This window comes from Streptomyces qinglanensis, assembly GCF_900111245.1.
Taxonomy (GTDB): Bacteria; Actinomycetota; Actinomycetes; order Streptomycetales; family Streptomycetaceae; genus Streptomyces; species Streptomyces qinglanensis.
On sequence record NZ_FOGO01000004.1, the window covers coordinates 503,220 to 530,203 of the forward strand.

Sequence of the window (26,984 nt, forward strand, 5' to 3'; positions counted from 1 at the left end):
TCCGAACGAGCGAGGAATGCGACCAGCGGATAATCGACCGCCGGGCGCGGCGTAATCCTCCGGGGCGGCCGCGGTGCGCGCGGGTGAAGAAACGTCTCCTTGTTCCGTCCGAAAGCGGGAGCGCACGGTGGCGCCGGGGCCGACCGGAGCGGCGGTGCCGCCGACTGTCCGCGGGAGGTGACGGCGGACCGGCCGTCACCGGGGCGGCTCCTCCTCGCGCTCGCCCTCGGCCTGCGAGGGAGTGGTGCGCGGGCAGTCGGGGTGCTCCGCCTTGCGCCGCTCGGCGGGCGAGAGGGAACGTGTCTCCGCGAAGCCGTTGTCGCGCTCGCCCTCCGCCTGGGAGGGCATCGGGGTCTGGTCACTCATCGTGTCGCTCCTCTCACTGGGCACACGGGCCGTGGCGGCCGCGCACGGCCCACCCGCCCCCGGGTACCCAGCGGACCGGACAGCACCCGGCGGCGGAGAGCGGCGGAACGGCCCTGGCCAGGACAGCTCCCCGGGGGCCGCTCAGCGCAGGGTGACGGTGAAGGTGCGCCCGTAGGCGTGCCGTGTGCGGACGACGAGGAGGGTGCCGCCGCGGACGTGGCGTACGCCGACGCCCGGCGCGGGGGAGACGGGCTGTAGCCGCCGGCCGTGCAGCAGCAGCGTGAGCCGGTCGCGGTGCATCGTGGGGTCGGAGACGGCGACGGTCACCTCCCGTTGGCGCCGCGGCCCGCTGTGCGGCTCCCGGCGGACGAGGACCGAGGCCGGACCGTCGAGGCGCAGTCCCGCGACCGTCTGCGGCCCGCGGTCGAAGCAGTTCACGGCGAGCAGACCGAGGCCGGTGTGCCGCACCGCCTGGAGCCGGGTGGTGTTGGCGAGCACGGACAGCGGGCCGTCGTGGGCCCCGTACCGGCGCAGAGCGTGCTCGGAGGCGTGCGGCACGAGCGCGTAGGCCAGCGCGCGCGGTGCGGCACCCGCCTCCTGGCGGAATCCGGCGCGGAAGAGCTGCCGGGTGACGGGGGTGTCCGGGTTCGCGGTGCGGACCAGGCGGCGGCTGCGGGTGACGGTCTCCAGCCCGACGGTGACCGGGTGGCGCTCCGCGCCGGGCGAGTCGAGGAACGCGTACCCGACGGCCGCCCCGCGCGTCTCGTCCGCATACCGCAGCCAGCGCAGCGGTGCGGTGCCCGTGGCGGTCGTCCGCCGGTCGCCGTCCCCGTCCTCCGCGCTGATCCGCAGCACGTCGCCCGGAGGCGCGATGCGGGCGTCCACGGTCGTGGTGACCGCGCGTCCGGCCCGGTCGCCGACCCCCGCGGCCAGCACCACGATCTCGTCGTCCAGCAGGAACCACGACTTGGTCGCGGTCGCGTTCCGGTACACCGTGAAGTCGTCCGGCAGCCGGTCGCGTTCGGCGTAGGCGACGTCGTCGGACTGGACCATCCCGGCCGCTCCGCAGGCGTCCAGTACGGTGCCGCCCGAGTGGCGGGCGGTGCCGCGTGGGAAGTACACGTAGGTGTTCTGCGACTCGGACGAGGGCGTGAAGTGCAGCGGGTGGTCCGGGTTGTCGTAGTACGGCGTCCCGTACAGCTCCGGTACGGTCCTGCGGTGCTCCTCCGGAGCGGTGACGCCCGCCAGTTCGGTGGGCGGGACGGCGGTGTAGTAGTCGACTCCGAACGCCTGCCGCTGGTCCTCCCCGGCCAGGTAGAGGTAGTAGGCGCCGTCTCCCTGGAACCACGGCATCAGGTTCTCGCCGCTCATGTACTCGTACTTGCTGATCCGCTCCGAACTGCGGGCGAGCGCGAACGCGTGGCCGGGGCGGCGGTGCACCGTGCGGTCCATCGCGTCGAAGGCGGTGCAGCGCGCCGCGGGATTCAGGTCCTCGGCCGGTACCGAACCGTCCGCCAGGATGGCGGCGTGGCGCACCACGGTGAGCGGAGAGGCGAAGCGGGCGGGGTCGGGCGGCGCCGCCGACACCGTCTGCAGATACTTCACATAGCTCTTGAGCGCGGTGGCCCGTGCGCCGTCCGCATACGCCGTCAGATCGGTGACCGCTTCCGCGACGGTGGCGCAGTCGGCGTAGCCGCCGCCGGTACGGGAGACGGCCCGGCCCTTGACGATCTCCATCATCCAGCCCTCGAAGACGACCGGGGCGAAGCCGTCGGTCACCCACCGGTGCACCACCGGCACCAGTGCCTCGGTGCGCGCGTACCCCGTGCCGTCCAGGAACCCGAGGGTCTGCACCGCACGGGCCAGCAGCCCCTTCCCATACGATCCGGTGTAGGCGACGGACGCGTGCTGGATGAACGACCCGTCCGCGTAGTGCCCGTCGGTCACGCCGTGCCGGAGCCGGTAGGGGTCCACCGTCGCGTAGACGGTGAGCTGGTCCTCCAGCGCCTTGCCGATGCGGGCCCCGTCGTCCAGCAGCGCTCCTTGCAGGATGCGGTTGGTGGTGATGTCGGCGAGGTTGGCACCGGTGTGGAACCGTGAGTCGAGATCGACGTCGCCGTCCTTGCCGTGGCGCAGATAGGCGTCCATGGAGTCGATGTAGCGGCCCAGCAGCCCGGGGTGCTGCGCCGCGGCGTCCTCGGCGAGCAGCACCAGGGTGGCGGTGACGCTGGTGGAGATGCCGATCTCCCAGGTGAACCAGTTGCCGTAGTAGCCCTGCGACTGGTCGCCGTAGTAGCGCTCGTGGAGCAGGACGAGGCCGTCCAGGACCCGGCGCCGGGTGGCCGTGTCGTGCGGCGGGCCGCCGGGCGGGACGCCCGGGCTCCGGGAGGCCAGGGCGATCTCGTACAGCTTCCTGAAGGACGTGTTGAGGTGGCTGTCGCTGCTGCCGAGCGGCAGGCCGCGGAAGAGCTCCCCGTCGCCCGCGGCCGCCATGTCGGCCAGATGGCCGCGCGCCGCCTCGGTGACCGCTGCCAGCTTCGCCGCTGTCTCCGGCCGCGCGTTGGACTCCGCCGTACCGGCCAGGATCGCGCGCGCGTTGTCCAGCAGCCGTTCGGTTCCCGCGTCGGCGCCGCCGCCCGGAGTGCCGTCCGCACCGGGCCGGGCGGCATCGGCTGCGAGAGCTTCGGGTGCCGGGAGCACCGCTGCCAGCCCCGCGGCGGACAGCAGCGAGAGCACATGTCGACGGGGGATCTCCATGGGGCCTCCCTGGGGGAGCCGGACCGGCGTGGCGCAGGCATCACGCAGTGAAACAGCCGCCGGGTGCCCCGACAACACCCCGCGCACCCCGGATCGGAGCCGGGCCGCGCTGGCGTGGCATGCCGGGAAGCCGGACCCGCAGCGGGCACTCTCGAAGCCGACAGTGGATCACGCCGCATGAAGATGCCCCCCAGGGGTACGCGGACCCGGCGGAACGGAACGGCGCGGAAGGGAGCGACAGTCATGGCAGTTCGGCACGTACGGCATCCATCCGGGGCGCGGGCCCGATGAGTGGTCTCACCGCCGCGGTGGCGCTGCTGGGGATCGCCCTGCTCGGAGTCGGTGCCCTCTACGCGGCCGCCCGTGCACTGCGCGGTCCTGCCGACCCGCTGCCCGCCGGACCGTTCAACTCGGGGCTGGCACCGAGCGAGCACGCGGTCAGCCGCTTCCACGTCCGCTGGTACACGGTCACGATGCTCTTTCTCGCCTTCGACATGGAGATGGTGTTCATGTATCCGTGGACGCGGGTCGTCTCCGCGGTGGGGGCGAGCGCGGTGACGGAGATGTTCGTCTTCCTCGCGGTGCTGGTCGCGGGTGTGGTGTACGCCTGGCGGGAGGGCGCGCTGCGATGGACCTGACGGCCCTTCCGCTGCGGGCCGCTGCCGCCCGGCCGCACGTCCTGCTGGTGACGACGCCGGGCGGTACGGCGACCCGGCTGGCCGCCGAGCGCCAACTCCGGCTCCAGGACCTGCCGCAGGCCCGCACGCCCGCGGACGCCGACGTCCTGTTGGTCGCGGGCCCCGAGTGCCGGGGGCTGCGGCCGGCGATCGACCGGCTGTGGCAGAGCCTCCCCGCACCCCGTGCCCGGGCCCGTGCCGCCACCCCCGGCGCTCTTCCCGACGCGCTGGAACGCTGCCGCGCCGAGCTCGCCGAGCCCCGCGGCCTGCGGCACGCGGAGCACCGGCACGAGAACCCCGCGGGCGTCGGTCCCGACGAGGGGCCCGACGCGGAGTTCGGCAACGGGCGGGACGAGCGTGACGGCGACGGCGGGGGTGCCCACGACGGCCATGAGCGCCATGACGGCCATGGCCCCGACGGTGGCAATGGCGGTCATGAGGGCCACGAAGCCGGTGAATACCACGGCAGCCACGATTCCCCCGGCTCGCACGGCAGCCACGAATCGCCTGGCTCGCACGGCAGCCACGGCCGTCACGGCGGTCACGAGAGCCACGGCTCCCACAGCGATCACGGTGACTCCGGGCCGCCCTGGGGGCTGCCGATGGCCGGGCAGGGCGAGGACCGGGACGGTTTGACGCTCGACCAACTCCACGTGCCCCTGGGGCCGTTCCTCGCCGACTGGCCGGACGGGCTGGCGGCCCGTCTCACGCTGCAGGGCGATGTGGTCCAGCGTCTGGAGTTCGAGCGGCCGCCCGTCGGAGGCGGCGGCTCCTGCCCGCCGTTCTGGGGGGAGCCCTGGGCGCGGGCCGCCGCCGGGGAACGCGTCGCCGCGGGGGAGGGCGCGCGGCGGCGGGCCGCCGCGCACGCGGACAGCCTGGGGCGGCTGCTGGCGGTCGCCGGATGGGCGGGCGCGGCGACCACGGCCCGGCGGCTGCGGGACGACCTGCTCGACGGCGCGTCGAGTGCGGAGCTGAGACCGGGCGTGCGGCGGTTCGCGCGCAGGGTCGGCCGCTCCCGGACGCTGTACTGGCTGACCCGCGGAACGGGGGTGCTGACCGCGGAGGCTGCGCGGGACGCCGGGGTGACCGGGCCCGCCGCACGGGCCGACGGGGACGTCCCCGCCCGCTACCGGACCTGGCTGGCAGCTCTGGTGCGGGACGTGGACCGGCTGGCGGACCGGACACCGCTGGACCCGGCCGAGGACGGCCCGCGGGGCGGCGCGGCGGACGGTCGGTGGCCGTCGGCGGCGCTGGTGCGGGTGCTGCCGGGGCTGCTGGAGGGTGCCGAACTGGCAGCGGCGCGACTGGTCGTGGCCAGCCTGGACCCGGATCCGGACGAACTGGCGGCGGTGCCGCGGGAGGTGGACGCGTGACGGAGACCGCAGCCTGGTGGTCGCTGCTGGCCGCGCCCGCGCTGCTGCTGGCCGGGGCGGTGCTCGCCGTCGCCGGGGACGCGCTGCTGGCCGCACGGGCCGCGGGGCGCCCGGCGACCGTCCGGACCGCGCTGCGCCCCCTGCTGGAGGTGCCCCGGCTGCTGGCCGCGCAGCCCCGGCGGCTTCCGGCCGCGGACCGGCTGCTGTGGCGGCTGGGAGTGGTGACCGTACCCGTGGCGGCGGTGCTGTCCGCCCTGGTGATTCCGTTCGGTGGGACGGCGGTCGCCGATCTGCCGGTGGGCGTCGTGTGGTTCAACGCGATGGAGGTGCTCACCTGGGCCGGACTGTGGCTGGCCGGGTGGGGCCCGAACGCGGCGTTCTCGCTGATCGGCGGCTACCGCTTCGTCGCCCAGGGGCTGGCTTACGAACTGCCGCTGATGTTCGCCCTCCTCTCCGCTGCCACGGCGGCCGAGTCGCTGCGGGTGGGCGACATCGCGCAGGCCCAGCACGGCCTGTGGTTCGCGGTGTGGATGCCCCTCGCGTTCGCCGTCTACCTGGCGGGTGTGCTGGCGTTCAGCTTTCTGGGGCCGTTCCGCTACCCGGCGGGCGAGGACGTCGCCGCGGGTGTGCTGGGGGAGACCTCGGGAGTCGACCGGCTGCTGCTGGAGGCGGGCCGGTGGCTGTGGCTGACGTCCGGCGCGGCGATGGCCGTGCCGCTGTTCCTCGGCGGCGGGGCGGGGCCCGGACTGCCCGGCTGGGCCTGGTCGACGCTCAAGACCCTCGCGGTGCTCGCCGTACTGGTGTGGGTGCTGCGCCGGATGCCGGTGGTGCGGGCCGACCGGTACGTGGAGTTCGCCTGGGTCGTCCTGGTCCCGCTGACCCTCGTGCAGGTCCTCGTGCCCGCGCTGGTGGTACTCGGACGCTGAACTGCCGCTGGCTGTCCCGTCGGCATCCCGCCGACGGCCGACCGAAGGAGGAGGGACGACGTGGAATCCGTACTGCTGGCGGTGCTGGGCGTGCTCGCCCTGGCCGGCGGTGTGCTGGTCTTCCGCTGCGACTCGATGGCGCGGGCCACCTTCGCGCTGCTGCTCTCGCTGTGCTGCGTCGGCGGCGTGGTGGCGCTGCTCGGACTGCCCTACCTCGGCGTGGTGACCGTACTGATGATGATCATGGAGATGGTGGTGATGGCCGTCTTCATGGTCGCCTACATGATGAACCCCGCGGGTCTGATGCCGATGTCGATGCTGCACAACAGGCGCGGCTCGCTGGCCGTCGGTGCCGGGGTGTTCGCCGCGCTCGTCATCGCGGTCTTCCTGGTGCCCTGGCCGGCGCGGCGGGGCGGGCCGCCGCCGGACACCACCGTGCAGGTCGGCAGGGCGCTGATGGGCGGACAGATGCTGACCATGATCGTGCTCGGCTTCGTACTGCTGGCCACGATGGTCGGTGCCACCGTGCTGGCCACCCGGCGCGGCCGCTACGACCGCTTCGGCGACGCACTCGACCGGCGCACCCCCCGGGACCCGGTCGGGGGAGGGGTGGGACGGTGACCTTCGAACTCGTCTGCGTACTCGCGGCCGGCCTGTTCAGTGTCGGGCTGTTCGGGGCGCTGTCCCAGCAGTCCATCGTCATGATCATGATGGGCATCGAGCTGATGATCGGCGGCGTCATCGTCGCCGCCGCCGCGTTCTGGCACTTCCTCGCCCCCTCCGGTGCCGACGGGCAGGTCGTCATCGTCGCCGCCGTGGTGGCGATGGCGGTCGAGATGGCCATGGGGTTCGCCGTGACGACGGCGATCTACCGCGCACGCCAGGTCGACATGACCGACATGGCCGAGGACCTGAAGGGATGAGCGCACTGCTGTGGGCGCTGCTCGCCCTTCCCCTCGGCGCCGGGACCCTGCTCTGCCTCGGCGGACGCGGCTGGAACACCTGCGCCCCGGTCGCCGCCCCGGCCGCGGGGGCCGCCACCTTGGCCCTGGCGGTCGCCGCCGCGGTCGCCCGGCCCCAGGCGAGCGCCCCGCTGTTCGCCGGGATCCGGGCCGGACTGCGGGTGGACGGACTCTCTGCGGTCATGGTGGTCACCGTCGCCGCGGTCACCACCGCCGTGCTGGTCTTCTCCGCCCGGGAGGCGGGCCCGGACGAGAACCGGGGGCGCTACTTCGGACTGCTGCTGCTGTTCGCCGCCGCGATGCTCGTCACCGTCACGGCGACCACGCTGGCACTGCTGCTGATGGCCTGGGAGGTGATGGGCGCCGCGAGTTGGGCCCTGATCGGCTACCGGTGGCGGCAGCCGGGCCGGGCGCGGGCCGCGGACACCGCGTTCCTGACCACCCGCGCCGCCGACCTGGGCATGTACCTGGCCGCGGGGGCCGCCCTGGCCGGAGGCGTCGGCTCCCTGCGGCTGGACGCGCTGCCGCAGGCCGACGGGGTCTGGCTGCACGTGACCGGCGCCGGCGTCGTCCTCGCGGCGTTGGGCAAGTCCGCACAACTGCCCTTCTCCTTCTGGCTGTCGCGGGCGATGCAGGGCCCCAGCCCGGTCTCCGCGCTGCTGCACTCGGCCACCATGGTCGCCGCCGGTGCCTATCTGCTGCTGCGGCTGTCCCCGCTGCTGACCGCGACCCACTGGGCGGGACCGCTGGTCGCCTGGACCGGCGCGCTCACCGCCCTGCTGCTGGGCGCGGTCGCCGTCGCCCAGCGGGACGTCAAACAACTGCTGGCCGCCTCCACCTCGGCGCAGGTGGGCTTCATGGTGCTCGCGGCGGGGAGCGGGGGAGTGGCCGCGGGCACCGTACAACTGGTGGCACACGCCGCCGTGAAGTCCGGGCTGTTCCTGGCCGCCGGAATCTGGCTGACCGCGCTCGGCACCCGGCACCTGCCCGCGCTTCAGGGCGCCGCCCGACGGTGGCCGTCAGTGGGTGCCGCCTTCGCGGTGGGCGCACTGGCGCTGGCCGGGTTGCCGCCGCTGTCCCTGTGGGCGGCCAAGGACGAGGTGCTCGGCGCCGCCCGTGCCGATGACCCGGCGCTGTACGTGACCGCCCTGGCCGCGAGCGCCCTCGCGGCGGGCTACAGCGTCAAGGCGCTCTGGTACGTCACCCGCCCGCTGCCCGGCGAACCGGCCGCGGGCGACGCCGGGTATGCCGGGTACGCCGAGTACACCGCCGAACGGCCGGGCCACCAGCAGCGTCCCGCCCGCTCCGCGCTGCTGCCGCTGTGGGCGCTCGCCTGCGCCGGGGCCGGCCTGGGGGTACTGGTCCTGCCCGGCCCCGCCGACTGGCTGAGCGCCCTGCTCGGCGCAGGCGACCGGCCCGCGCTCCACCCCTGGGAAGCGGTGGTCTCCGCGGCGGTCGCCCTCGCCGCCGCGGGAGCCGCCTGGACATGGCTGCCGCGCATCGCCCGCTCCGGGGACGCAGCCTCCCGCCCGCGCCCCGCCGTGCGCTGGGCCGAGCGCTGGCTGGGCCTGGACCGCGCCGCACATCTGCTGCTCGTACGGCCCGTCATGGCGCTCGCCCGGGCGCTGGCCGCCTTCGACGACCGGGTGGTGGACGGCGCCGTACGGCAGCTCGGGCGGGGCGGACTGGCCCTCGCGCGGCTGGCGCGCCGGGCCGACGACGGCGGGCTGGACGCCGCCGTCCGCGCGCTCGCCGCCGGGGCCCGCCGCCTCGGCTCCTGGGCCCGGCGCCCGCAGACCGGTCTGCTGCACCAGTACTACGCCCAAGCCGTCGTCGGCTTCGCGGCGCTGACCCTGCTCGTGCTGTTGGTGAGGTAACCCACTCGTGCTGACCGTCGTCACCTTCCTCCCCCTGCTGGCCTGTGCCGTACTGGCCCTGCTGCCGCGCGCCGTCCGGGTGCCGGACCGGGTGTGCTCCTGGGTGTGGATCGCCACCGCCGCCGCGGACCTGGCCCTGGTCATCGCCGTCTGGGTCCGGTTCGATCCGCACGGCGGACTGCAGTACGAGCAGCGGGCGCGCTGGATGCCCGGCGCCGGGGTGAGCTACCACGTCGGTGTGGACGGGCTGTCCCTGCCGCTGGTCGCGATGGTCTGTGTCCTCTTCCTGGCGGCCGCCGTCCACATGCTGCGCGAGACCCGCCGGGTGCGCGCGCTCGCCTGCCTGTTCCTGTTCCTGCAGACCGTCGGCGTCGGCCTGTTCGTGGCGCTCGATCTGATCCTTTTCTTCGTCTTCTTCGACCTGTCCATCGTCGGCATGTACGTCGTCATCGCGGGCTGGGGCCACGGCGAGCGGGCCCGCGCGGCGGCGCTGAAGTTCTTCCTCTACACCTTCGTCGGCTCCCTCGCCCTGCTGCTCGGCTTCATCGGCCTGTACCTGGCCGCCGATCCGCACACCTTCGACCTCGTGGAGCTGACCCGCAGCAACCCGCTGGCGGGCCAGGGCCTGTACGCGGGTCTGGTGCTGCTGGCCGTCGGTGCCGGGCTCGCCGTCAAGACGCCCACCGTGCCGCTGCACACCTGGCTGCCGCCCGCCCACACCGAAGCGCCCGCCGCGGGCTCCGCGATCCTCGCCGGAGTCCTGCTGAAGATGGGCACCTACGGGTTCGTGCGCATCGCCATGCCGCTGCTGCCCGGCAGTTGGCGGCAGTACGCACCGGTCTTCGTCGTCGTCGGCGTGGTCTCCGTCGTCTACGGCGCACTGGTGGCCCTGGCCCAGACCGACCTCAAACGCATGATCGCCTACACCTCCGTCAACCACATGGGCTACGTCGTGCTGGCCATCGGCGCCGCCGGATCACTCGCCGGAAGCGACGCCCAGGCCCGCTCCCTGGCCGTCACCGGAGCCGTCGTCCAGATGGTCAGCCACGGCCTGCTGACCGGCGCCCTGTTCCTGCTCACCGGAGTGCTGTACGACCGGGGCGGCACCTACGCGCTCGACGCCTACTCGGGACTGGCCGCGCACACCCCCCGGTTCGCCGCCGCCACCGGGGTCGCCGCGTTCGCCAGCCTCGGCATCCCCGGCTTCTCCGGCTTCGTCGCCGAGTTCCAGATCTTCACCGGCAGCCTGGCCTCCCAGGCCGCCGCGACCGGCATCGCGCTGCTGGGCATCCTGCTGAGCGCGGCGCTCTTCCTGCGCGCCCTGCGCTCCCTCTTCCTCGGCCCGCCCCGGCTGCCCGCCGGAATCCCCCTGTCGGGCCTCGCCGACCTCCGCACCCGGGAGGCCGCCGCAACCTACCCGCTGCTGGTCCTCGCGCTGGTCATCGGTGTGCTTCCGCGGTTCCTGCTGGACGTGGTCGAACCGGCCGGACGCTCCGTGACGGAACTGGTGGCACGGTGAACCAGAACGTCGCCGCACTCCTCCCCGAAACCTTCCTCGCCGCGGCAGCCGTCTGCGGCCTGCTCGCCGGAAGCTGGCTGCCCCGCCACCGCCAGTGGGCCGTCGCGGCACTGGCCGCCGCCGCGTGCCTGGCCGGCATCGCCGCCACCGGCCACACCATGGCCACCGGCCGGGAACAGACCGTCTTCGACACCACCTTCGCCGTCGACGCGCCGACGAACGCCGGACGGCTGACCGTCCTGACCGCGCTGCTGCTCGTCGTCGCGATGTCCGCGGAGTCGCTGCGCGGCCACAAGCGGGAGAGCGAGTACTACGTCCTGCTGCTGCTGACCGGCACCGGCACGCTCGTCCTGATCGGCGCCGACGACCTGCTGACACTGTTCGCCGGGTATCTGCTCGCCAGTATCCCCGCCTACGCGCTCGCCGGATTCGCCAAGGACGCCCACGGCACCGAAGCCGCCCTGAAGTACTACCTGTTCGGAGCGCTGCTGGGCACCGTCATGCTCGCCGGAGTCGCGCTGCTGTACGCCGCCGCGGGCGCCACCGGCTACCGCACGCTGCGCGACGGGCTCCCCGGCGCCGACCCCGCGCTGGTCGCCGCCGGTCTGGTCGCCGTACTGGCCGGGCTGCTGTTCAAGGCCGGTGCGGTACCCGCCCACTTCTGGGTGCCCGACGTCACCGAGGGAGCCGCACCACCGGTCGCCGCCTACGTCACCACCCTGCCCAAGGTCGGTGCGCTGATCGCCGGATACCGCCTGCTCCACCAAGCGCTGCCCGGCTGCGGAGTCGACTGGCCGCTGCTGCTCGCCGTCCTCGCCGCCGCCTCCATGACCTGGGGCAACCTCGCCGCGTTCTTCCAGACCGACGCCAAGCGGCTGCTCGCCTACTCCACCATCAGCCAGATCGGCTACCTGCTGATGGCGCTCTCCGTCGCCACCCACACCGACCTTGCACAACGCGCCCTGCTGCTCTATCTGGCCGCCTACGCGCTCACCAACCTCGGGGCGTTCGCCGTCGTCACCGCCCTCCCGCAGGCACGCTCCCTGGACGACTACCGCGGGCTGGCCGGACGACGACCCGGGCTGGCCGCCGTCCTGCTCGTCTGCCTGCTGGGCCTGGTGGGCACCCCGCCGACCGGCGTCTTCCTCGGCAAACTGGAGATCTTCACGGCGGCCGTGGACGGCGGCCGAACCTGGCTCGCGGCGGTCGCCGTCGCCAACACCGTCGCCTCGCTCTTCTACTACCTGCGCTGGCTCGCCCCGGTCTTCCGGCCGGGCGGTACCCAACGGCACGCGGTCACCGGCCGGGTGACAGTCGGCACCGCCTACGTGGCGGGCACCGGTTCACTGCTCCTCGGCCTGGCCGGCGGCGCGGTCCTGCCGCTCACCACGGGGCCGTTGCTGGGCTGAGCCGGGTACATCGGTGAGCACGTCCTGGCTTGCGCGTGCGGACCTGCCGCGCACCCGGCAGACGGCAACTCCTCAGACACGTACGCACTTGATCTTCAATGTGAGGTCGAGGTGGCGCCCGGCCATCCCGCGGGCCCGCGTCACTCCGAACTCGATCCGGTCGATCCGGGTCGTGGCCCGGACGGTGAAGGAGTCCGGGGTCACCTCGGAGTCCTGAATCGAGAGGGCCACGGGCCGGGTGATCCCGCACACGGTGAGCGTGCCGGTGACACCCGTCGCGTCCGCACTCGCGGAGACGAACGCCATGACGGGATACCCGGCGCTGTCGAGGAAGTGCGCCGAGCGGACATCCTTGTCCCGCCGCTCGTCGCCCGTGTGGAAGCTTGCCGCGTCGATATCCACCTGGATCTTGGAATCGGTGAGCGGTTCCGCGATGTCGACCGTCCCGGACCGGACCTTGAAGGTTCCGTGCACCGGCATGAGCCCGAACAGGTGCCTGCTGCCGAATTCGACGGCCGAGGCGCCGGTGTCGATCCGGTAGCGGCCCAGCCTCGGGGTGGCTGCTGCGTCGTTCTGTTTCGCCTGCATGCCTCGATTCCACGGCATTCCGGGGGTGGCTCGGCAGAGCAGGGCGTCGGTGACGGGACCGACGAACGGATGGCCGCGTGGGCCGCCCGTGCGACTTTCGTAGGCTGTCGGTGTTCGTCGCACACCGAGCCTGCGGAGCGTGATTGGAATGTCACACTGCGTGTGCAATGATGGCGAGCCGCGGCGAAGAAGCCACCCGGTCGCGGGCGATGTGGCCGTGGCGGTCCTCTTCGTGCTGCTCGACACCGCCACGACGCTGGCGGGCGCCTCCTGGTGGCCGGCCCGGCCGGACATGCTCGCCTGGGTACTGCTCGGTGTGCAGGCGGCGGCCTGTGCATCGCTGGCGGTCCGCCGGTTCGCGCCCTTCACCGTCGTCGCCGTCCTGGGCGGATTCACCCTCCTGGTGACCCTGCTGATCTCACCGGCCGGGGTGCTGACTCCGGAGCCCGGCGCCAAGCTGTGGGCGCCCTTCTCGACGGTGGTCGCGGCGTTCGGGCCGCTGTTCTACCGGAAGGACCGCAGCAGCCGCCGGAGCGCCTATCTCGCGCTCGCCCTGCTGGCTGCCGTCGTCGCGCGGCCCTGGGAACCGTCCTTCACGGTCATCACGATCGGGGTTCTGCGCACCACCGTCGGACCGCTGCTGGGTCTGTACTTCGACGCCCGCCGTCGACTGGTGATGGCCCTGACCGAGCGTGCCGAGCGTGCCGAGCGGGAGCGGCACCTGCTGGCCGAGCAGGCACGGACCGAGGAGCGCGCCCGGCTGGCGGGGGAGATGCACGACGTGGTCACCCACCGGGTGAGTCTGATGGCTCTCCAAGCCGGTGCGCTGCGGATGACGGCGCAGGACGAGGCGACCGCGCAGGCGGCCGAGGATCTGCGCGCCGGGAGCTGCCAGGCGTTGGAGGAGCTCCGGGACCTGGTGGGCATCCTGCGCACCGTTCCGGAAGGCGACCGGACACCGTCTGTGGAGGGCCTCCGGGCGCTCGTCGAGGAGTCCGACGCGGTGGGGGTACCGACGGAGTTCACGGAGGTGGGAGACCCGGAACTGGTCTCCCCGGTGGTCGGGCGCACCTGCTACCGGATCGTTCGGGAGGCGCTGACCAACGTGCGCAAGCACGCGCCCGGCGCGCGGGTGGCGGTACGGATCGAGTACGGCCAGTCCCGGGTCCGGCTCACGATCCGCAACGGTCCGCCGGCCGGCCGTCCGAGCAGCATGCTGACCGGGACCGGCTCGGGCCTGGGCATCCCTTATCTGCGGCAGCGCATGGAGCTGGTGCACGGCACACTGCGTGCCGGACGCTCGGAGGACGGCGGATTCGACGTCGAGGCCGTACTTCCCGCATACGTACCGACTGCGGAACCGGCGGTGTGATGGTGATCAGAGCAGTGGTCGTGGACGACGAGCCGATGGTGTGCAGCTTTCTGCGCACGATCCTCGGCTCGGCCGGCGACATCGAGGTGGTCGAGGAGGCCCACGAAGGGGCGGCCGGAGTCGAGGCAGTCGTCCGTGCACGGCCGGACATCGTCCTCATGGACCTGCGCATGCCCGGAATGGACGGCCTGACCGCGATCGAGCGGATCCTGCAGCTGCCCGAGCCGCCTCCCGTGGTGGTGCTGACGACTTTCGACGCGGACCGGTACGTGCTGCGGTCCCTGCGGGCGGGCGCGTCCGGATTCCTGATCAAGTCCACGCCGCCGGAGGAACTGGTGGGACTGGTGCGGGTGGCGGCCGAGGGGCACACGGTGCTCTCGGCCGCCGCCGCCCGCCGCCTCGTCGCCGCCTCCACCGACCGGGACGCGGTTGGGGACCGTGCGCGGGAGCTGGTCGGCTCACTGACCGAGCGGGAGGCGGAGGTGCTCTCCGGCCTCGGCGAGGGGTTGTCCAACGCGCGGATCGGGGCCCGTCTCCACCTGTCCGAGGCCACCATCAAGGGCTATGTCTCCCGGACGCTGGACAAGCTGGGATGCGTCAACCGCACCCAGGCGGGCCTGATCGCCCACGACGCGGGCCTCGTCGAAACGAAATAGTCCACTGGAGGGAGAGCTGCACCGCTGCTGAGCCCGGGTCGGCCACCTGCTCAACGGATCCGACCCCCGGTGCGGCGGCGATGGCCCTCGGTGTCCGGCCGGCCGATATGCCCCGGCGCCCGCTCCGACTCGCCGAACCAGAGCCGGGGAGCGAACCGGCGAACGGCGGCCACCACCTCATGCCGGCTGCCGGACGTGAGTGGAACGCGGTATCGCAGCCGGGGCAGCCCGGGGCGCAGCGGCTCCTCGTCACGGACCAGCCGCCACAGGAGGGGATCGTCGCGGTCGATGGCGCCCTCCGGACACAGTTCCAACGAGTGGATCATCCCGCCGCGTCCCATCGGACTCGTCCAGAGACCGGCCCCGGCGAGGGTGCGCCACGGGATCACGTTCTGCCTCCCCCGTCGGAAAACCACACCCCCGTCCCGTCCACACTCACCGTGGCGTTGTGGCCCTTCCACGCTGTGAGAAGGGTCAGGACGCCGAAGCCACCGAACAACAGGAGCACCGTGATCCCCCGTATGTCTCCAGCGGGTTCGCATCGCGGGTGACGGCCATGAGCATGCCACCGATGCCGACCGCCATGAGCACGGCAGAGACGACGCTGCCCTTGCGGACGGTGCGGCGGCCGGTACGTATGACGACCGCGTCTGAGGCGGGTGACGTTACCGTTCGATGATCTGCCCCTCAGGCTCGGCCGAATCCGTCTGCCCGAACCTGGATGATGAACGCCTGCCAGGCGGGGGTGGGGATGAGGAGTGCGGGGCCGGTGGGATTCTTGGAGTCCCGGACGGGGAGGGTAGGGCCGGGGTGGTCGGCAGCCATCTCCAGGCAGTTGCCGCCGTTCTGGCCGCTGTAGCTGCTCCTGCGCCAGATTGTCACGGGAAGATCGGTCGAGCTGGTCATGAGAGTTCCTTCGCTCTGGCGGCGATCAGATCGACCGATGCACGAGGAGGAAGTGCATCGGCTCGCAGCAGATCATAGGCATGGTGATAGTCGGCCACCTCGCCCGGCGCAGCGCTGATGTATCCGCGAGCGCGACCGTCGATGTACACGATGTCAGCTCCCTCATTCATGCTGAGCCCAGCGAATGGCCCGTCCATGCTGGCATGTGCTCCCACGTCGAAGGGGACGATCTGCACGATGGTGCGGGGATCGTCCGCTGCCTGGACGACGGCCCGCAACTGCGACGCCATGGTGTGAGGACCACCCACTGTCCTACGTAGGACGTTTTCGTCGAGAACGACCCACAGCCTGGGACGTTCGTTGCTGTCCAGGATGTGCTGGCGCGTCATCCTGGCGGCTACCAACTCGTCGGCGTTCGACAGGTGAGCAGCAGCGAAGAGTGCCTGGGCGTACTCCTCGGTCTGCAACAGCCCTGGGATCACCTGGTTCTCGAAGTCCCAGATACTGACAGCATCCTTCTCCAAGTCCACGAAGGGGCGGAACCAGTCCGGGTAGGCGTGCTCGATGACCACGGGCCACAGCCGGGCGAACAATCCACTCGTGCACAGGACCTCGTCACAGCGCTGGGCGAACTCCTCGCTGGGGACGCGGCTGGCGGACTCGATCCGGGAGATGTACGAGTGCGTGCAGAAGGTGCGGCGGCCCAGTTCGGCCTGGCTCAGCTCGGCCTCTTCTCTCCTGATCCGCAACTCGGTGCCGAAGTAGGCGAGGGTCGACACCTTCGGGTCTGCTTTGGGGTCCGCGTCGTTCCGGCGCTCTGCTGCCATTCCGTTCTCCGCCTCTTGACAAGCACAGGTGCACAGCGATTGCTCTGCACAAGGCTATGTCCGGAGCGCCACGGTAGGGGCACGGAAAGTGAAAGTCCCCTGAGAAAGGCGCAGTTCCATGGCAGATCGCCGACGTACCCCGACGCTCGCCAAGCTCCGCGAGGCGGAGGGCACCCACGAACGGCTGCGGGCCGCGCTCACGGAGGCGGGCATCATGCTGCCGTCCCTTCGCGTGGATCTGGCCTCCTGCGCGGACAGGTCGCTGCGCGGCCCGCTGCTCGAACTGGGCGGCTGCAACCTGGCGACGGCCGAGAAGCTGGCCGAGGCGCTGGGCGAAAAGCCGCGTTGAGCCGTGGTCAGTGGCGGCCGGGCGAGGTCGTCAGCGACCTGGCCCGGCGCACGGCGGGCATCGTCCACTCGGTCGGCGAGGACGGCTCGGTGCGTCTCGTGCGGCCCGGCGGTCCCGCGTGGCACGCCGATCCCGACGACCTGCGGTCGGCGAGCCGCGCCGAGGTGATGTCGGTGAAGCTGGCGACGGCCAACCACCGGTGGGGGCTGTAGGGCTCCGGTGGGGGATCGGCGACGGATGGCCTTGCACGGCGCTCCGGGAGGGGGAATTCTGACTCCTTCCGGGCACTGTGCCGATGGTGGACGGGAAGCGGCCCGGTTTACAGGAACGGGGAGTTGACGTGTGGGGATGCGGACGCCCACTGGGAGCGGCATTACGGGGCGGCGCGATCGCGCTGCTGCTGTCGGCCGTGCTCGTGGGCTGCGGGGACGGCGAGTCAGGCAATCCGACGGGCTTGACCCCTGGCGACGCGACCGCGAGTTCGGCAGGCGGCCACGAGGGGTCGGAGTCCCCGAGCGCCGCACAGGAGTCCCGGAACCGCAAGTATGTCGCCATGACCGCGGAGGGCGAACTGCACGCCATGCTGGCGTTCAAGGTCTACCCGGCGGGGGGCCAGGTGGTCGGGAAGTACACGCTGATCCACTTCGACGGATCGGGCCGTGAAATCCGGACGAAGACCGACTTCAACGGCCGCGGCACCGGCACCGGCACCATGTTCGAGTTCGAAGGCCTGACCGACTATGGGAACGTCAAAGGGGCTCTCTCCGAGGACCGAACCCGGTTGAAGCTCGACCGAACCTTCGGTGTGGAGAAGACGCAGTGGACCATCGTCTCCTCCGAGGACGTGTTCGAGTCGGCCGTCAAGAAATACGCCAAGCGGTTCGAGTCCTGTTCCAAGAAGAAGGAGTACAACCCCTGTGAGGACGTGACTCGCGCTGGGTGGATGTCCCCGCCCTGAGGTGTGATGAGTTCCCGGCGCGGGTGCAGCGGTGGGGAGAGGGACGTTCGCTGTCGTCATGACGTACATGCTGGCTCTGAACAGGGCAGCCGCGCGTCGTCCACTACGGCGGACTGCCCTCGCCCTGCGGAGGAGGGCGCACCCGCTGAGGGAGGACCTCAGGAGGCCCCATCGCCGGACAGGTCGGGCTGTCCAACCGTCCGGCAATGGAGGACATCGCGACCAACCCGGCGAACCTTCACGGGCACAGCACTACGCGCAGCTCGCCGCCGGGTTCGGGGTCGGCACCACCACCGACCACCGGTAGATCGCCGAGGCCGTCGGCCTCCCGGCCGGGGTCTCCCCGTCTCTCGCCGATGCGGTGACGAGCGCCTCGACCCTCGCTGGGCGAGCAAGGGCTGCACCTCTGCGATAGCGCGAGTGATGGTGGAGCGGTCGACACCGAACCAGCAGGCGCGCACGTCGTGCGTAGTGGCGTGCCGGAGGTGCACGAGCGTGGCCAGGGCCGGTCGACGAATACCAACCGGTACTTCACACCTGCGCCCACAGCACGCTTCCGCGTCCGAGACGCAAGCTTGACCTGGTGACTTCCTGCCACAACGGGCCCAGCTCTGCCACCAGTTCAGCGGTCACGCCGGCCGACAGACCCGTGATCCTCTGGCCGCTGATGATAGCTGCACGAAACGCGTTCCCCAAGACACGACCATGATCGACGATCAGAGGCTCAACGTTCACCGCCCACCGCGCACGAGCTCATCAAGCAATCACCCGTCTGGCCGCGTCCCCGTGGCGGCGTGCAGCTGCTTATGGTCATTTGGGAGCGCGGCCCACGCAAGAATGTGGCCATAGCCGCGCCAGAATGACCGGTCGATCCGATCGCCGTTGCTTCACGTCGTCCACGGTGCAGGAGGTAGCATGCCGAATGGGGAAGTATCGCCGCCCGAGGTCAACATTCTCAACATGAATGTTGTCTCACTGAAGAGATTCGTCTTCGCGGTGCGGACGATCTCGCAGAATGATCTGTGGGATGAGGTAATCGAGGAACTTGCCGCCCGAGGATGCCACTCGATTGCATTGAGCGTAGAGCCGGTCGAAGCCATGAAAGAGGCCCTGCGACAGAGAATGGCCTATACGACGAAAGAGCCGAACGGAAATCGCAACGAGCGTGGTGAGCGCCGTCGCGATGCTCCTCTGAGGGAGCAGCCGGGGGAATCGCAGGAAGATCCCTTCGACATGAGCCGTCCTCAACGCCACCTCGAAAGGTTCATGGCCTCTGCCTGCGGCACCCCTCCTCGCTATCCGCCGCGCCCGCCCGATGAATGGCCGGAAGGCCCCTGGGACCCGCCGCAATAGTAGCGTCCGCGGCAGGAGCTCTCCACGCGAGCCACGCTCGAAGGAATTCCGGGACGGTGACGTCGGGGACCACATCGATGGACAACCACGCCCGGTTGTCGACCCGGATATTCAACTCCCACCCTCCTCCGCTAGCATGCGGCCGGCCCGGTTGAGGAGGTCGGCGTTACCCTCCAGGAGATCCCGCCGAGTCATCCGGTGGACCCTGTTTGGCGTAACCCCGAGATCCTCAACCGGTGTGCCGGACTGGGCGCCGACCCTCAAAGTGCGGCGGACAGCAACCCGCATACTCGATCCCTTGGGCAGTGGCACATAGGGCGAGGTCGGATCATTGGCCATGAGATCGCACAGGACGTCGTGAGTCCACACGTTGGCACCTCCGGCACCGGTATTCTGATCGGTGCCGAGTACAGGCCCGATCTCATGATCCTGGAAACCAGCTGCGAAGATATCGGTCGCGGAGAAACATCTCGCGTTTGTGACGAGAACGACGGGACCGAAGTACTTCTGACCGATTGAGTTAGCAGCCGCAAGGGACGTAGCAGGAAAGGCGCCAGAGAAGGCGGCCCCTAGTTCGAGGGCCTGATCCAACGAAGGAATCCAGGCGCTGAAGTCGATGTCCAGAGACCGTGCTGCTCGGCAGACTCGCAAGTTGAGCGGAGAGCTCAGGAATTGAACGGGTTCGGGTGCCACCTTGCGCGGAGTGAGGACCTGCAGAAGACACTCGGCGACCCTCATATCGCCGCCGCCGTTGTCACGGACGTCCAGGATCAGCCCCCGATCCGGGAGGAGACGCACGAGACGAATGAACTCCTCGACGTAACTTCTTGGGCTATCGCTTTCAAAAGTGAAGATGCGGAGATGCCCAAAGACCCCGGAAGGTGTCTGGACTTCTTGAGCTCGGAAAGCGATCGGGATTCTTGTGGGAATCTCTCCGGGGCGCAATCCCGGAAAAGGTTGGCCAGTAGCGACCGCGCTTTGCTGTGCAAGAACCCGTGGGGCAAACAATGCTACTTTGGCTCGATTCGTTTCCTGCGTATCAATGTCAACAGCCTGGGAGAGAGCGGCGGAGCTGGCGGTACCCGTATCGACTGGCCCGGGCGGGCTATCGAAGAGACGCCAACTTTCACGCATCTCCCGATGTTTTCCATCTGGTCCGATGTAGTTGACGGTCACCCATTGCTCGAATGGCGGAAGATGGACCATCAGTGGACGGATCGTCATCGACTGCACACTGCGGCTACGCTGTGCTGCGAGGTTGTTCCCGGCGAAGCGTGAGGCATTGAGTTCGACCGCTGTCGAGATCGGGATGCCGCTCCAATGAGTGACCTGTGCCCCCGGAGCGAAGCCAGGGACATGAAAGCCCTTGGAGACGTAGGTGACCATGAACTTGGAACCGTCCTGGTCTGAGTACTCCTCGATCAAGAACGGTAGACAGGCTACCTTACCAGCGAATGGCTCCGGCAGTAGATAGTTCGTATGTAGATCTTTAAGGGAAAGGAAGATCTCCGAGATATCGGCGTGGAATTTCCACTCGGGAGGCATCGTCTGCTCTGTTTGCTTCTCCGTGCGCCGCTGGAGCACGCGCAACCGTTGAACAGGATTCACGCCGTACATTGCTGCTTTCAACGGGAGATGTACATAGTTCTGTTCCAGTAGGATCAATGCCTGGTCGACGATCAGGCGTCGCTCGTCCAAAGTGAGCGAGCCTGCGGTCTGGACGAAATTCGCCAGCTCCCTTGAAATTCGTGCATGCGCGCGCTCGGGAATGTGTACTACGGGTCCACTTGGCGGTCTTTCAGGCCGGGAACTCATTGTGTCTCCTCGGGAGATTGAGCAATCAATCTCGGGGGTGTTAGTCAATGTTCATTCTGCTCAGGGGCGTCCTCTGCTCACTACCGTGTCGACCGGGATGACATACAACACTTCATGCATCCCCATCCGAATGGCGCACGATCGTGAACGGCGAAAATTCTGGCCCAAAGCTGTCTGCGCCTGCTCCAGCCGTGACTGAACCTCTTTCACCCTGTGCTGTAGAGGTGGGTTGCTTTCACCAGGTCCTCCTCGCCCTGGCACACCTGCGCAAGAACACGACGCTCGCCCAGCTCGCGGCCGGGTTCGGAATCTCGGAGGCGACTGCATGGCGGTACGTGGACGAGACCATCGACGTCCTGGCCGGCTGGCCACCCGGACTGCGCGAGCCCTGACCGGCCTGGGCGAGGGCGACTTCGTCATCGTCGACGGCACGCTCATCCCGATCGACCGCGTCGCCGCCGATGAGCCGTACTACTCACAAAAACACCGGAAGCACGGCATGAACGTGCAGGCCATCGCACTGCCGGACGGGAGGCCCCTGTGGTTTTCACGGGCGACTCCGGGCCGCACGCACGACCTGACCGCGGCCCGTGCCCACGGGGTCCCCGAAGCCTGCTTCACCCGTCAGATTCTTGTGCTCGCCGGCCGCGCCTACCAAGGCGCCGACCACACATTCCGCACGCCGTACTACCGGCACAACGAACTCCCGGAGCACTACCAGCAGTTCAACCGCGCTCATGCGCGCCTGCGCGCCCCCGGAGAACGTGCCTTCGTCAGGCTCAAGTCCTGGCGCCTCCTCCACAGAGCACGCTGCTCGACCGGCCGCATCGGCCGTGCCGTCACCGCCATCCACACTCTCCTGACCTGCAGCTATTCAGGACGAAAGAGCCTCAGTGCATCATCAGGTGTGCGGTCTGCAGGGCCTCGTTGAGCGGCTCTTCACCCAGGTGCTTGTCGACAGCTCGGGAGCAGCGCATCTGAGTGATGTGGAAGGGCTGGCCGCATCACTCAGATGCTTGCCGAAAAGGCACCCGCACACGCCCAGCGCGAGGCCGCCGCGGACGCTCCGACGGAGCCCCTGTGCCTCATGGCCGAGGGTGCGATCGTCACCGCCTCCATCACCGGAGACGCGAACGCCGCACGCCCTGCTCGGGTAGCTGTCAAAGCCCTCATCTGCTGAACGTCAAGACGTCTCGTCCCGCAACGACCCGTCCCGCGTCCCGGTGTTCCGGGTGGTGCTCCGCGGGTGCGCGAGCAGGGCAACGTGTTCGGGGGGCTGCACGAATCGATCCGGTGCCCTTTGACCGTCGGTCCTTGTCGCGAGGGATGGAATGCGCACGGTGACGTCGCCGCTCGGAGCGACCCCGCAGGTCGGTCCAGGGACCGCGAGGATCGCGTTCTTCACCAAAACAGAACCCGCAAGCTCTTCCCAAAATTTACCTTTTGTGATATTGTGTCAAAAAGGGGAGTTATCGTCTGGCATCATGATGAACAAGGGGCACCCCAGCCGGACAGCTCTCATGTCGGCTGCAGCACGCGCGGCACACCTCCTCGTCGACGAGACTCCCTCGATCTTTGCCGACACCCTGGCGCAGACCTTCCTGGGGGAGCGTGCCGAAGAACTCCTCGGCTACCACCAGTCCTACGGCGGGCACCCCGTCCTGTCCGGCGCGCGGACGACGGCCGTCACCCGCAGCCGCTACACCGAGGACCGACTGTCCGAGCTGGCCGGCCGGGGCGTCGGACAGTACGTCATTCTCGGCGCGGGGCTGGACTCGTTCGCCTACCGGTCGGAACTGGACGTCGACGTGCGGGTGTTCGAGGTGGACAAGCCGACGACCCAGCACTGGAAGCGGGCGATGCTGGTCGAGGCGGGGATACCGGTTCCACCGTCCGCCTTCTTCGTCCCGGTCGACTTTGAGAAGGAATCCGCCTGGTCACTTGCCGATCACCTCGTGCGGGCCGGCTTCGACCCGGGCCGGCCCGCGCTGGTCAGCTGGCTCGGGGTCACGATGTACCTGACCTCGGAGGCGATCAGGCAGACCCTGGCCGTCGTCAGCGGCTTCGCACCCGGCACAGAGCTCGTCGTGGAGCATCTCCTGCCGACCGGACTCCGCGACGGGGCAGGTCAGTCGTATGCGGAGAGCGTCATGGCTGCGGCGGCCGAGCAGGGCGAGCCCTGGCAGACGTTCCTCAGCATCGAGCAGATGGACGCCCTCCTGCGTGAGCACGGGCTCCAGCCGATCGAGTACGCCCGGCAGCGGGAGACGATCGACCCAGCGGAGTGGGAACGCGCCGACACGCTCCGCCCGTTCGAGTTGTCCGTCCTTGCCCGTGCGAGCGTCCCCACCCGCCAGGCCGGGTATCAAAAGTGAATCGTGCGCATAGGGTGTCGGCATGTCCTTGGGTCACATCGTCCTCTTGTCCGGTCGTGCGATCCGGCTCACCGAGCTGCGGATGTCTTCAACCTACGACGGGATGCTGGAGGGCTACCCGTGCAAGCGCATCAACGACCTGAAGGTCAGTCGGCTCCAGCGGCAGGCCGAACGCGCCTTTCCCGCCACGCCGGTCCATCTCGTTCCGCCCTCCCGCGAGTACCCGAACGAGAGAGCCGGCGCCTTCGGTCCCGTTGAGGTTCTGCCTTCCGTGGCTTGCGTCGGCGCCTTCGACTCCACGGCGCTCGATCCGGCAATGGACGGTTCCACCCTCATCGTCACCTGGTTCCAGCCAGCACCCGAGGTACCGGCGGGTGAGGATGTTGACCTCGAGCTTCGCAGTATTCGCTGGGAGGAGCTGGCCCAGGACTATGACCTGTAGTGACGTGTGCCGATCACAAGCACTCGTTGAGGGCCGCGACGAGGACAGTGACTTCTGCAACGACACTCCGCGTAGGAGTGCGCTCGCCGTCGTCGACCACCTCTCGCTCGGAGAGGTGATTGACGGCCGATCAGGGGATTCTGTCGACTTCGCTGCGCGGTCCGCGGGCCGGGGGAGCCCCCGGCCCGCGGACCGCGCCTGTGTCGCATGGAGGCAGCGGCTCAACGGGACTCGAAGGACCTCTCGCGGCCTCGGGTTCGGGCCGTTGCGGCTCCTCCGCAGCGGCAGGCGGCTCCCAGCACTCCACGCCCTTCAGGCCAGGGACGCGGTCCCGGGTGAAGACCGGATTCAGACCCTCGCGGCGCTGGGCCACATAGTCGTCCAGCAGCTTGAAGGCGATGGTCGAAAGCGGCAGGATCGCCAGCAGATTCACCAGTGCCATCGCGCCCATGGTGATGTCGGCCAGGTTCCAGACGATGCTCACCGAGCCCATGACGCCGAGGACGGTGCAGGCCAGAATGGCCCCCCGGTAGCCCACCATCACCCACCTGTTCCGGGTGATGAATCCGATGTTGGACTCACCGTAGTAGTAGTTACCGATCATGGAACTGAAAGCGACCATGAAGACCACGAGTGTCAGAGCGTGACCGGCCCAGGCGCCCAGAGCGGCGTGGAACGCGGACTGGGTGACGTCGGCGCCGCCACGCTCGGCCAGTGAGGGGTTGACGCTCAAGACGACGAAGGCGGTCATGGTGCAGATGACCAGCGTGTCGAAGTAGACGCCGAGGGTCTGGACGAGGCCCTGCTTGACCGGGTGCGTGGTCTCCGCTGCTGCGGCGGCGTTCGGGGCAGAGCCCATACCGGCCTCGTTGGAGAACATCCCGCGCCGCATGCCCTGGAGGATCGCTCCGCCGACGGCGCCGCCCGCCACCTCGCGTATGCCGAAGGCTCCGCCGATGATGTCGCCGAGCATCTGGGGAACGGCAGTGATATTCATCAGCACCACCACCGAGCCGAGGATCAGATAGAAGCCGGCCATCACCGGGACGAGCACTTGGGTGACCATGGAGAGTCGCTTCACGCCGTAGAACACGGCCAGCGCGAGCAGAGCGGCCAGCGCGGCACCCAGTGCGGGAACGAACCAGGCGGGGTCCGCGCCGTTCAGTGATCCCTTGACGGTGACCGCGATGGTGTTGGACTGCACCGCCGTGAGGACGAAGCCGAAGGTCACGGTGATCAGCGCGGCGAAGAGGACGCCGAGCCAGCGCTTTCCCAGTGCGCGCTCCAAGTAGTACGCGGGTCCTCCGCGGTAGGTACCGGGCTGTTTGCCGCGCGCCTTGTAGAGCTGGGCGAGTACCGCCTCGACGAAGGCGGAAGCACCGCCGACCACGGCCATGACCCACATCCAGAAGACCGCGCCGGGGCCGCCGAGCGTGACGGCCGTGGCCACACCCGCGATGTTTCCGGTCCCGATGCGGGCTGCGGCCGAGATGCTGAAGGCGCCGAAGGGGCTCACACCGTCCTTCGGCTTGTCCCGGAAGATACGGAATGTCTCCACAAGGAGCCGCACCTGTACCGCCCGGGAGCGGAGGGTGAAATAGACGCCCGCGATCGCCACCAACGGGATCAGCAGGTACGTCCAGAAGTAGTCGTTGATCTGAAGAATCCAGGAATCCAGCGTGTTCATGCGACGGCGCCCGTTCTCATGAGTCGGGTTCTGCTCGCTCGCGAGCGCGCCAGTGCGCGCCGACCGCGGGCGAGGAATGATGAGACAGTCTGGCGGCGCCTGGAAGGTGGGTCTTGTGCTCTATGACGAATTCGAGTCCGGCGCCTTGTCCGTGGCGTCAAACGGAGTCGTCGGCTCACGCCGTTGCAGCCGTAGCTGTAGCTGGACCAGCAGCATCTGGTCGGCGTCCTGGAAGTCCAGGCCGGACACCTCCCTGATGCGGCGCAACCGATAACGCAGAGTGTTGGGGTGTACCCGCAGCCGGGCGGCGGCATCCTCGGACACGCACTGTGCTGCCACGAAGGCGGCGAGAGTCTCGGTGAGGTATCCGTCGGCTCCCTCGTGTGCGGCGAGACGGCGCAGTGCTCCGCTGGCCGGGGGGAGGCCGAGCGACTGGGTGATGTCACGGAGATGGTCGAGCAGTACCTGCAGCGCCGTCTCGTCCAGGGTGGCCACGGCGGGTGTCGCCTCCCCGCTCCTGCGCATGGCGTGCAGCACGGCGTCGGCCTGGGCCCGGATGGTGGGTACCTGGCCCGGTTCGGCGGCGGGCCCGGCGACTGCGGCCATCCAGCCGTCGCCGAGTGCCGTGGCCGAGCGCGAGACGAAGTCCGCGGCCAGTGAGCGGGCCGCGGTGAGCGCCTCGTCCGGGTCTGTCCTCGGCCAGGTCGCCAGCGCGTAGACGGCACGATCACCGCGCACGGCAACCGCCGCGGGATGCATCGCGGTGAGGTACAGAGTCAGGACTTCCTCGAGTCGGCGCAGCCTGGCCGCGGCGACGGCGGCCTGTGCGGCAGCCGTGTCGGAGACGGCGCTGTACGGACGCAGACCCACAGCGACCAGGCACAGGGCCCCGGTGTCCAACTGCAGCTCGCGGGCCGCACCCATCCCGGCAGAGCCTCCGGCAAGCACGGCCGCGGCCAGATCCCGGCGCTGCCGTCGGGCCCAGCCGGAACTGTCCGCGTGGGCGTTGTTGATCAGGTGCAAGGCGACGACCGGCGCGAACATCTCCAGCGACCGGAGGCATCCGGGGGACAGCGGCGCGGTGACGACCGCCCAGACATATCCGAGCACCTCGCTGTCCGCACGTACAGCCATCGCCACACGGGGCAGCATGCCGGGTTCGTGCGGTTCGATGTACACCGGCGCGGTCGTGCGGCGCAGCCGTTCGAAGGCGCCCTGCTCGGCGAGCCGGCGCAGCCGGTCCGGGTGTACCGCACGGCCGAGAATCGTCTCCACTCGCGACTCGTCGGCGTCGCCCTGCCCCGCTGACCAGGCCAGTACCGCCGAGGCCGCGTCCTCGATGGCGACCGGAGCCTGGATCATCGCACTGATGGTGTTGGCCAACTGGAACAGATCGCTGGTGGCGCCTGCGGGCTCCCACTGCGCACGCGAGTGGTCCAGCAAGCGCTGCCGCACGGTGGCCGCAAGGTGCATCCAGGAAGCGCCGGGGTTGACCTCGACGACCGGCACGGGGCACTCGGCGCACTCCGCGGGGAGTGGCCCCTTCACGGCCAGCCCTCTTGCTCCGGCACGCAGGGCGGCGCTGCCGAGGGCGAGCAGCGCGGGTCCCGCGTCCATGCCCACGCACAGCACCAGGCACCCCGGCTCCAGCCCGCCCCCGTCGGCCGGATCGTGGATGGCCACCCCTGCCACGGGCTCTTTCGCGCCGCCCGGATCGACCGCGAGCCGCAACAGGGGGTCGCCGATGTCCTGGACGAGACGGTGGAGTGTGAGCGCTTGAGCCATGGGTG

Annotated in this window: 25 protein-coding genes and 1 pseudogene; 17 read left to right on the forward strand and 9 right to left on the reverse strand. The window is 70.0% G+C overall.

All coding sequences use genetic code 11. The annotated features are described in order from the left end of the window. Positions 1–195 precede the first annotated feature (195 nt). Positions 196–366: a hypothetical protein gene (locus tag BMX65_RS32825; protein WP_177214245.1), complete on the reverse strand. Its 171-nt coding sequence runs from the start codon at positions 364–366 to the stop codon at positions 196–198. 141 nt (positions 367–507) lie between these two features. Then, positions 508–3,123: a polysaccharide lyase family 8 super-sandwich domain-containing protein gene (locus BMX65_RS12040; RefSeq protein ID WP_075000189.1), complete on the reverse strand. Its 2,616-nt coding sequence runs from the start codon at positions 3,121–3,123 to the stop codon at positions 508–510. Positions 3,124–3,410: 287 nt separating this feature from the next. Between BMX65_RS12040 and BMX65_RS12045 the strand changes: the two genes are divergently transcribed. Genes BMX65_RS12045 through BMX65_RS12080 form a run of 8 tightly spaced genes read left to right on the forward strand, consistent with a single transcriptional unit; the run spans position 3,411 to position 11,866 of the window. Then, positions 3,411–3,761, forward strand: a complete 351-nt coding sequence (locus BMX65_RS12045; RefSeq protein WP_075000190.1) for an NADH-quinone oxidoreductase subunit A — start codon at positions 3,411–3,413, stop codon at positions 3,759–3,761. After that, positions 3,752–5,173, forward strand: coding sequence for a hypothetical protein (locus BMX65_RS12050; protein ID WP_075000191.1), 1,422 nt, complete (start codon positions 3,752–3,754; stop codon positions 5,171–5,173). The genes BMX65_RS12045 and BMX65_RS12050 overlap by 10 nt, the downstream gene beginning before the upstream one ends. Continuing rightward, entirely contained in the window at positions 5,170–6,099 is a 930-nt protein-coding gene (locus BMX65_RS12055) for a complex I subunit 1 family protein (RefSeq protein WP_075000192.1), read from the forward strand. The genes BMX65_RS12050 and BMX65_RS12055 overlap by 4 nt, the downstream gene beginning before the upstream one ends. A gap of 60 nt (positions 6,100–6,159) precedes the next feature. Then, positions 6,160–6,720, forward strand: a complete 561-nt coding sequence (locus tag BMX65_RS12060; protein WP_075000193.1) for an NADH-quinone oxidoreductase subunit J — start codon at positions 6,160–6,162, stop codon at positions 6,718–6,720. Beyond that, on the forward strand, positions 6,717–7,022 hold the full coding sequence (locus tag BMX65_RS12065) for an NADH-quinone oxidoreductase subunit NuoK (protein WP_075000194.1): 306 nt from the start codon (positions 6,717–6,719) through the stop codon (positions 7,020–7,022). The genes BMX65_RS12060 and BMX65_RS12065 overlap by 4 nt, the downstream gene beginning before the upstream one ends. Then, positions 7,019–8,938: a proton-conducting transporter transmembrane domain-containing protein gene (locus BMX65_RS12070; RefSeq protein ID WP_075000195.1), complete on the forward strand. Its 1,920-nt coding sequence runs from the start codon at positions 7,019–7,021 to the stop codon at positions 8,936–8,938. Before BMX65_RS12065 ends, BMX65_RS12070 begins: the two co-directional genes overlap by 4 nt. Before the next feature lie 7 nt (positions 8,939–8,945). Continuing rightward, a complete protein-coding gene (locus tag BMX65_RS12075; protein WP_075000196.1) occupies positions 8,946–10,457 on the forward strand; it encodes a complex I subunit 4 family protein in 1,512 nt (503 codons plus the stop codon). Continuing rightward, positions 10,454–11,866 carry an NADH-quinone oxidoreductase subunit N gene (locus BMX65_RS12080; protein ID WP_075000197.1) on the forward strand — a complete coding sequence of 471 codons (1,413 nt, stop codon included), beginning with the start codon at positions 10,454–10,456 and terminating at the stop codon, positions 11,864–11,866. The genes BMX65_RS12075 and BMX65_RS12080 overlap by 4 nt, the downstream gene beginning before the upstream one ends. A gap of 72 nt (positions 11,867–11,938) precedes the next feature. On the opposite strand, the gene BMX65_RS12085 is transcribed toward BMX65_RS12080, so the two are convergent. Further along, on the reverse strand, positions 11,939–12,454 hold the full coding sequence (locus tag BMX65_RS12085; protein WP_075000198.1) for a YceI family protein: 516 nt from the start codon (positions 12,452–12,454) through the stop codon (positions 11,939–11,941). 217 nt (positions 12,455–12,671) lie between these two features. Between BMX65_RS12085 and BMX65_RS12090 the strand changes: the two genes are divergently transcribed. Both BMX65_RS12090 and BMX65_RS12095 read left to right on the forward strand, forming a co-directional pair. After that, positions 12,672–13,826 carry a sensor histidine kinase gene (locus BMX65_RS12090; protein WP_239502002.1) on the forward strand — a complete coding sequence of 385 codons (1,155 nt, stop codon included), beginning with the start codon at positions 12,672–12,674 and terminating at the stop codon, positions 13,824–13,826. Next, positions 13,826–14,482, forward strand: coding sequence for a response regulator transcription factor (locus BMX65_RS12095; protein ID WP_075000200.1), 657 nt, complete (start codon positions 13,826–13,828; stop codon positions 14,480–14,482). Before BMX65_RS12090 ends, BMX65_RS12095 begins: the two co-directional genes overlap by 1 nt. 687 nt (positions 14,483–15,169) lie before the next feature. Here BMX65_RS12095 and BMX65_RS12105 read toward each other — a convergent pair. Further along, a complete protein-coding gene (locus BMX65_RS12105; RefSeq protein ID WP_075000202.1) occupies positions 15,170–15,388 on the reverse strand; it encodes a DUF397 domain-containing protein in 219 nt (72 codons plus the stop codon). Continuing rightward, the gene (locus BMX65_RS12110) at positions 15,385–16,215 is read right to left on the reverse strand and encodes a helix-turn-helix domain-containing protein (protein WP_075000203.1); all 831 of its coding nucleotides are present in this window, start codon (positions 16,213–16,215) and stop codon (positions 15,385–15,387) included. The genes BMX65_RS12105 and BMX65_RS12110 overlap by 4 nt, the downstream gene beginning before the upstream one ends. Positions 16,216–16,333: 118 nt before the next feature. Between BMX65_RS12110 and BMX65_RS12115 the strand changes: the two genes are divergently transcribed. The 3 genes from BMX65_RS12115 (at position 16,334) to BMX65_RS32830 (ending at position 17,522) form a co-directional block, all read left to right on the forward strand. Beyond that, complete coding sequence (locus tag BMX65_RS12115; RefSeq protein WP_075000204.1) at positions 16,334–16,564, forward strand: hypothetical protein; 231 nt, start codon at positions 16,334–16,336, stop codon at positions 16,562–16,564. Beyond that, positions 16,561–16,776 (forward strand): hypothetical protein, encoded by a 216-nt coding sequence (locus BMX65_RS12120; RefSeq protein ID WP_075000205.1) that lies wholly within the window; start codon positions 16,561–16,563, stop codon positions 16,774–16,776. Before BMX65_RS12115 ends, BMX65_RS12120 begins: the two co-directional genes overlap by 4 nt. Positions 16,777–16,859: 83 nt before the next feature. Continuing rightward, positions 16,860–17,522 (forward strand): hypothetical protein, encoded by a 663-nt coding sequence (locus BMX65_RS32830; protein WP_162637655.1) that lies wholly within the window; start codon positions 16,860–16,862, stop codon positions 17,520–17,522. A 158-nt stretch (positions 17,523–17,680) separates the two neighbouring features. Here BMX65_RS32830 and BMX65_RS33470 read toward each other — a convergent pair whose 3' ends face one another. Next, complete coding sequence (locus BMX65_RS33470; protein ID WP_342342267.1) at positions 17,681–18,013, reverse strand: helix-turn-helix domain-containing protein; 333 nt, start codon at positions 18,011–18,013, stop codon at positions 17,681–17,683. A 424-nt stretch (positions 18,014–18,437) separates the two neighbouring features. Between BMX65_RS33470 and BMX65_RS32465 the strand changes: the two genes are divergently transcribed. Then, positions 18,438–18,875 (forward strand): hypothetical protein, encoded by a 438-nt coding sequence (locus BMX65_RS32465; protein ID WP_143081838.1) that lies wholly within the window; start codon positions 18,438–18,440, stop codon positions 18,873–18,875. Between the two features lie 111 nt (positions 18,876–18,986). Here the strand turns inward: BMX65_RS32465 and BMX65_RS31365 are convergent, their stop codons facing one another. Beyond that, positions 18,987–20,573, reverse strand: a complete 1,587-nt coding sequence (locus tag BMX65_RS31365; protein ID WP_239502000.1) for a S41 family peptidase — start codon at positions 20,571–20,573, stop codon at positions 18,987–18,989. Between the two features lie 338 nt (positions 20,574–20,911). Here BMX65_RS31365 and BMX65_RS12140 point away from each other — a divergent pair. The 3 genes and pseudogenes from BMX65_RS12140 to BMX65_RS12155 form a co-directional block, all read left to right on the forward strand. Further along, positions 20,912–21,621, forward strand: a pseudogene (locus tag BMX65_RS12140) (transposase family protein); the annotation flags it as partial. A 553-nt stretch (positions 21,622–22,174) separates the two neighbouring features. After that, positions 22,175–23,065: a class I SAM-dependent methyltransferase gene (locus BMX65_RS12150; protein ID WP_239501999.1), complete on the forward strand. Its 891-nt coding sequence runs from the start codon at positions 22,175–22,177 to the stop codon at positions 23,063–23,065. A gap of 22 nt (positions 23,066–23,087) precedes the next feature. Next, positions 23,088–23,507 (forward strand): hypothetical protein, encoded by a 420-nt coding sequence (locus tag BMX65_RS12155; protein ID WP_075000208.1) that lies wholly within the window; start codon positions 23,088–23,090, stop codon positions 23,505–23,507. Positions 23,508–23,637: 130 nt separating this feature from the next. Here BMX65_RS12155 and BMX65_RS12160 read toward each other — a convergent pair whose 3' ends face one another. Both BMX65_RS12160 and BMX65_RS12165 read right to left on the reverse strand, forming a co-directional pair. Then, positions 23,638–25,194 (reverse strand): alanine/glycine:cation symporter family protein, encoded by a 1,557-nt coding sequence (locus BMX65_RS12160; protein WP_079171840.1) that lies wholly within the window; start codon positions 25,192–25,194, stop codon positions 23,638–23,640. Positions 25,195–25,314: 120 nt separating this feature from the next. Next, on the reverse strand, positions 25,315–26,979 hold the full coding sequence (locus BMX65_RS12165) for a PucR family transcriptional regulator (protein WP_075000209.1): 1,665 nt from the start codon (positions 26,977–26,979) through the stop codon (positions 25,315–25,317). Between the last annotated feature and the right edge of the window lie 5 nt (positions 26,980–26,984).

Bases quoted from the DNA above. Each gene is read 5' to 3' on its own strand.
- BMX65_RS32825 (WP_177214245.1), bottom strand. From the start codon at position 366: ATGAGTGACCAGACCCCGATGCCCTCCCAGGCGGAGGGCGAGCGCGAC.
- BMX65_RS12040 (WP_075000189.1), bottom strand. From the start codon at position 3,123: ATGGAGATCCCCCGTCGACATGTGCTCTCGCTGCTGTCCGCCGCGGGG.
- BMX65_RS12045 (WP_075000190.1), top strand. From the start codon at position 3,411: ATGAGTGGTCTCACCGCCGCGGTGGCGCTGCTGGGGATCGCCCTGCTC.
- BMX65_RS12050 (WP_075000191.1), top strand. From the start codon at position 3,752: ATGGACCTGACGGCCCTTCCGCTGCGGGCCGCTGCCGCCCGGCCGCAC.
- BMX65_RS12070 (WP_075000195.1), top strand. From the start codon at position 7,019: ATGAGCGCACTGCTGTGGGCGCTGCTCGCCCTTCCCCTCGGCGCCGGG.
- BMX65_RS12085 (WP_075000198.1), bottom strand. From the start codon at position 12,454: ATGCAGGCGAAACAGAACGACGCAGCAGCCACCCCGAGGCTGGGCCGC.
- BMX65_RS12095 (WP_075000200.1), top strand. From the start codon at position 13,826: ATGGTGATCAGAGCAGTGGTCGTGGACGACGAGCCGATGGTGTGCAGC.
- BMX65_RS12105 (WP_075000202.1), bottom strand. From the start codon at position 15,388: ATGACCAGCTCGACCGATCTTCCCGTGACAATCTGGCGCAGGAGCAGC.
- BMX65_RS12110 (WP_075000203.1), bottom strand. From the start codon at position 16,215: ATGGCAGCAGAGCGCCGGAACGACGCGGACCCCAAAGCAGACCCGAAG.
- BMX65_RS12115 (WP_075000204.1), top strand. From the start codon at position 16,334: ATGGCAGATCGCCGACGTACCCCGACGCTCGCCAAGCTCCGCGAGGCG.
- BMX65_RS32830 (WP_162637655.1), top strand. From the start codon at position 16,860: ATGGTGGACGGGAAGCGGCCCGGTTTACAGGAACGGGGAGTTGACGTG.
- BMX65_RS32465 (WP_143081838.1), top strand. From the start codon at position 18,438: ATGCCGAATGGGGAAGTATCGCCGCCCGAGGTCAACATTCTCAACATG.
- BMX65_RS12150 (WP_239501999.1), top strand. From the start codon at position 22,175: ATGATGAACAAGGGGCACCCCAGCCGGACAGCTCTCATGTCGGCTGCA.
- BMX65_RS12155 (WP_075000208.1), top strand. From the start codon at position 23,088: ATGTCCTTGGGTCACATCGTCCTCTTGTCCGGTCGTGCGATCCGGCTC.
- BMX65_RS12160 (WP_079171840.1), bottom strand. From the start codon at position 25,194: ATGAACACGCTGGATTCCTGGATTCTTCAGATCAACGACTACTTCTGG.
- BMX65_RS12165 (WP_075000209.1), bottom strand. From the start codon at position 26,979: ATGGCTCAAGCGCTCACACTCCACCGTCTCGTCCAGGACATCGGCGAC.